Consider the following 4,933-nt stretch of genomic DNA (forward strand, 5'->3'; position numbering starts at 1 on the left):
GACCAGGCCTGGGGTCTGTTCCAGGCGTCGGTCGCTGCGCATGACAACCACGTTGCCTACTACGGCCCGACCGAAGTCACTGGCCACCCCGACGACAAGTGGGGTTGGGCGGTTCAGCTCGCTCTGTCGATCAAGAACATCCCGACCGGTGCGGGTGACGTGATCAACATTTCGGGCGTCTACACTGACGGCGCGACCCGCTACAACTTCCAGAACCTGGCGGGCGGCAGCTACTCGATGTTCGGCAGCTCGGGCATTGCCTACCAGAGCGTCGGCTTTGCCTATGCTCCGGACACCGTGTTCACCTCGGCGGGCGGTGGCTCGTCGCAGGAGAGCGTGAAGACCTGGGGCTTCCGTGGTGCCTACACCCATAACTGGGATCCCTACTGGAACACCGCGCTGTACGGTGCCTACGCTCAGGCACAGTTCGGCTCGCTGGCCAAGACCTCGCTTTGCGGCGTGGGTGGCACGTTCGTAACGGGTGTCTCGCAGGCAGGTGTCACGGGCTGCAACCCCGACTTCGCCGTTGCGCAGGTCGGTGTCATCACCCGCTGGACCCCGGTCAAGAACCTCACGTTCTCGGCTGACCTGAACTGGACCCACCTCGACCAGAAGTACTCCGGTACGGTTGGTTACGCCGGTGCTGGCGCAACGGCCAAGCCGGCCGCTGTGTACGAGCTGAAGGATCCGGACACCATCACCCTGCTCCTCCGCGCTCAGCGCAACTGGTAAGTTCGGTCTAACTCGCATTGGAGCTCTTGGTGGGAAACTGCCGAGAGCTCCTCAGAGCCCTCGGCGGGAAACTGCCGAGGGCTTTGGTGTCTTCGATGCACCGAAGAGGCGTCTTCGACCAGGATTTGTGGGATTCGAAGCGTTTGGCGAGCTTTCGGCGCGAGCTCGGCGACGTGCATCGCCAACAAGCACGATCGGCAGCTCTAAAGCGCGTGCAGGTGCGGCTACAACGGGTGCGTTGTCAGCCAAAGCCTGCGGGCCACTTCTAACGGCTCGATGGCTAACCGCAACCACCACTCGACTTCGTTGGTTGCCCGATGCAGCTCCCGGTGATGGGCGCGGCAGAGCGGCACGGTGAATTCGTCGCTCACCTTCAGACCAAGGCCCCTGGGCTGCGCGAACCGCAGGTGGTGCGGATCGGACGGGCTCCGGCCACAAGCGAGGCAGGGCTGCTTGGCGACGAACCGCAGGTGTTCGCGATCGCGGCGCCGCTGCGGTTTTCCGATGCGAGCCCAGCCGGCTGCGCAATCCTTGTCCGCCCCGACCGGGCTTGGCGTGGATTGTTCGGAGGCTTGCAGCCGGGTGAGCCGGTCCTCGAGAGCTTCGCCAAGCCGCTGGGCCCCCTGGACTGTGAGTGTGTTCGCCTGCCGCCACACCCGCTGTGCCCAGCGGTCGATGTCCTCCACATTGGCAAGCGACTGAAGCTCGGCGAGCAGGCGCGCGGCCATCGCTTCGGAAGTTTTGGGTTCGGCTGCGGGGGCCACGGCCTGACCGGCGGGGGCACGTTTCGCTTCTGCGCGCCAGGGCGCGTTGGCTTTGGCCGTGGGCAGAGGCGAGCCAGGCGGGGCCACTCCGGGACGAGATCCTAATTCATCAGCCTGCGGATTGGATCCGGGCCTGATGGCAAGATCCGGTGCGTCGAAATCATCTTCGCCGGCAATCCCGATCAACGTGAACAGCGCGTACCGCCGCGCATAGGTCAGCGCAGCGCCCATCCGATGCGGCGCGGCGATGTCGGCGATGGTGCAGACCGGCCAGTCTGACGCAATCCATTCGCCTGAGCTGTGGAGCAGGGCGGTGGTGAGCCGGATCAGCCCGCTCTCCGGCTCAAGCGCGGTGGCCTGCACCGTGGCAATCTCCTGTTTGCTCAAGCTCTTGCGCACAATCTCAAGTCCGCGCGCCAACGAGGCATAGCGGAAGCTGTGGCATTCGCCGTTGGGGAAGAGCCCAGGCAGGGTCGCCGTGAGCAACTTTTCCGGGTTTTCCAGCTCGGCCTGTGCGCGGGCGAGCGCGGCGGCGACCTGATTGATGCTCTGGCTTGATTGATACATGGTTCTGCGTCGGTTAGCTCAAGGCAGTGGGGTGAAGCGGTTTTCCACGCTCGGCCGCAGCTCTCACCGTTTGGCCAAACAACCGAGATGGCGCTGTGGCTTACTCACGCGCCAGCTATGGACGCCCGGTCAGCTCAAAGCTGATCGCGCCGGATTTCGACCGCTTGGCACGTACCCCGTGGCCGGTTGCTTCTCGGGCATCTTCCGGCACGAGGGCCTTCAGTTCGCTTTTCGCCCGCTCATGGTCGATCGCGGCGTCGCGCGTGCGGCGAAACACCTCCGCCAAAGCAGCCCAGGCGTTGGAGGCGCTCATGTCCACCGCGCGCACCGCTTGCAGGCGCGCTCTCGGCGGCTCGATGCCGAACAGCCGGGGCGGCTCTCCGCTCTCCACACAGCGCCAGAATTTTTTCTCAGCGGTCAGCAGCAGGTGCTGGTAGAGAGGATCGGCTCCGACCGTCATCTCCACCCACTTGCCACCGCCGGTAATGACCGACAACACCGCCGTCCGAGATGCCGTTACCCACATGTTGTGCTGCAGCTGCGGCATGTGCTTTTCGGCCGCGAGCTCTTCCGAGAAATTCCACGGCAGCATAAATTTGGCCTCGAACACCGCGCCCGTGGCTTCGATCCGGCCGTCGAGCGTGGCGGCCATCCAGCGGTGAAGTGGATGGAAGAATTGCCGCTGCACCTCGCTCACCTTCTGCCCGGAGTGGGTCTCGTACCAGTGCCGGTTGAGGGGCTCGGTCACCGAGCCGAGCTGCACCACCAGATCATTGGCCAGGTCTTGGGGTTCCCGTTCGCCGCGCTTCTCCTGCCACAGCCGAAGCAAGGCGGGCTCATCGACGCCCATGATGATCTTTGCGTCCGAGCCGCCGATGAAAGCGCGGCGGCTTGGCGGAAATGCTCGGCTATCCATCAACATCCTCCAATATATCTTTTTTAAACAGAAATGATCTTATCAGGCGCTAACGATAAATCAATCTTTTTTCGACAGAAGGAGCCGAAAACAACACCATGGTGACATGCCGATGATCACGCCGGAGCAATGCCGGGCCGCGCGAGGATTGCTGGACTGGAGCCAGCAAAGATTGGCCGACGAGGCGCAGGTCGGGATTGTCACCGTCCGCCAGCTCGAGGCCGGTTTCACTCAGCCGCGGCGCGCGACCCTGATCGTCGTGCGGCGAACCCTCGAGGCGGCCGGCGTCGAGTTCATCGACGAGAATGGCCGCGGCGTCGGTGTCAAGCTGCGCAGTGGTCGCCGCGATCCCGGGTGAGGAGTCCCGAACCCGCTCAATTGGTCAGGAGCGCCGCCGGCCAGCCTTGCTCGCGCTTGCGAGTCCGGGATCGAGCGCCAGTTCGGCGCGCAAGCGCGCAAACTTCAATCGATATCGCTCAAGAGATTCCGCAGTTTGAACCGAGTTCTCATAAGGCGCGCCTCGATCGTGTGGGGCGCTTGGTCCAAAATAATCCGGGGCAGCGCTGGCCGGAATGGGCTTCAGCCTAGGATGGAAATACGGCGCGATCGTTGCGGCGATCCTTTGGCGCGTCATTGGCGGGAGACGCTCATCGTTCATGAACTCGAGCAGGCGTGCGAGCGGATCGGGAGCCGCGAAGTCTTTTCCAATCATCGTTGGTGGGCGGAAGCTGCAAGCTTTGATGGATGATCGGCTCGATGGCGTCGGCAAGGACACCTTCGGCAGGGCTGCTTTCGGCAATGACGGCTTCGGCAAGGAAGGGGTCGGCTTCGTTGACGACCGTTTCGGCAATGATCGCTTCCGCAATGATCGCTTCGGCACCAGGTCCTCCCGACAGCGCGTATCGTGCTGTTGCTGCCCTCTGTTAGTTGGGTTGAATTTCCGAGGATGCAAATCTTTTTAACGGAATCCCTTTGCGCGCCGGGTTTTTTCCGCTACGGGGGGATTCTGACCCTGCTGTTTTTTTCCTGTTTGACCTCGGACTTGCGCCGCAACGCGCAGAGAAAAGTCGAGCCCGCCCGCTACCGCTACCGCTTACGCGGCGGCCGGAACGACAGGCCACGCCGGCTAGCAAGTCCCGCGAAGGAGTTAAAGGAACATGGGAATAAGCTTACAGCGAAGAACCGACTGGGCTGATCAATTCATCGGGAATGCTTTCAAGGCGTTGCGCGCTCAAAGGTGCTGGCCGGCTAAAGGTGCATCTCAAACTGGTGTCGCCATGCGTTCAACCAAGCGGAGGATGAGCCGATGAGCCGATCGGATCAGGGTGCCCAGCTCGCACTCATCTATGAGCCGCGCTTGCTGCCGTCTGAATCCCAGGCCCACTTTAGGATGATGCGTGACGCGATTGTTGCGAAGCTCAGACCGAGATGCGCCATTGAGCAGATGTGGGTCGGCGAGATCATCCATGGCGAATGGGAAATGCAGCGACTTCGGGGATTCAAGGATCTGATCGTTACTTCCGCTCGCGGTCCGGCACTGAAAAACCTGTTGAGCATCGCGCTAAATGCCAGCGGCGCTGCCGACATCGATGATTTGGCCGAGCGGTCAGTTACCAACAAAGCGGTGCGCAACAAAGTCACAAACATCTTACGCAAACACGGGATGTCGGAGGCTAGTATCGATGCGGAGGCCTTTCGCCATTGCTTGCTTGAGATGGCTGAGACCAATCGCCGGTTGGCTGAACTGAGTTCGCGCCGCGACAAAAACCTGCAGCAGCTTGAGGACTACCGGGCCGGCTTGGCGAGGCCCACGCATCCGGCCGAAGGCACCGATGTCATGATCAGTGGCGACGATGGCGACTGAACGTCAGATCGCGGCCAACAGGCGGAACGCGCAGAAGAGCACGGGGCCGCGAACGGCGGCGGGTAAGCGGCGGGCGGCGGGCAACGCCCG

The 4,933-nt window shown here is 62.6% G+C and carries 6 protein-coding genes; 4 read left to right on the plus strand and 2 right to left on the minus strand.

The features are described from left to right. Positions 1-732, plus strand: a 732-nt coding sequence (locus tag IC66_RS0121550; RefSeq protein WP_038949000.1) for a porin, incomplete at its 5' end; no start/stop codon positions are given. Between the two features lie 224 nt (positions 733-956). Here IC66_RS0121550 and IC66_RS0121555 read toward each other — a convergent pair. Together IC66_RS0121555 and IC66_RS0121560 are read right to left on the minus strand one after the other, a co-directional pair. Next, positions 957-2,063 (minus strand): DUF968 domain-containing protein, encoded by a 1,107-nt coding sequence (locus IC66_RS0121555; protein WP_038949001.1) that lies wholly within the window; start codon positions 2,061-2,063, stop codon positions 957-959. Between the two features lie 115 nt (positions 2,064-2,178). Next, the gene (locus IC66_RS0121560; RefSeq protein WP_244429142.1) at positions 2,179-2,979 is read right to left on the minus strand and encodes a YqaJ viral recombinase family protein; all 801 of its coding nucleotides are present in this window, start codon (positions 2,977-2,979) and stop codon (positions 2,179-2,181) included. Between the two features lie 106 nt (positions 2,980-3,085). On the opposite strand from IC66_RS0121560, the gene IC66_RS0121565 reads away from it, so the two are divergent. From IC66_RS0121565 to IC66_RS0121575, 3 genes are all read left to right on the plus strand, one after another. Then, on the plus strand, positions 3,086-3,337 hold the full coding sequence (locus IC66_RS0121565) for a helix-turn-helix domain-containing protein (protein WP_322868053.1): 252 nt from the start codon (positions 3,086-3,088) through the stop codon (positions 3,335-3,337). A 214-nt stretch (positions 3,338-3,551) separates the two neighbouring features. After that, positions 3,552-3,941 (plus strand): hypothetical protein, encoded by a 390-nt coding sequence (locus IC66_RS0121570; RefSeq protein WP_038949004.1) that lies wholly within the window; start codon positions 3,552-3,554, stop codon positions 3,939-3,941. A 344-nt stretch (positions 3,942-4,285) separates the two neighbouring features. Beyond that, the gene (locus IC66_RS0121575) at positions 4,286-4,843 is read left to right on the plus strand and encodes a hypothetical protein (RefSeq protein ID WP_038949005.1); all 558 of its coding nucleotides are present in this window, start codon (positions 4,286-4,288) and stop codon (positions 4,841-4,843) included. Positions 4,844-4,933 lie beyond the last annotated feature (90 nt).

The organism is Bradyrhizobium genomosp. III, assembly GCF_000261705.1.
GTDB classification, from domain to species: Bacteria; Pseudomonadota; Alphaproteobacteria; order Rhizobiales; family Xanthobacteraceae; genus Bradyrhizobium; species Bradyrhizobium ottawaense.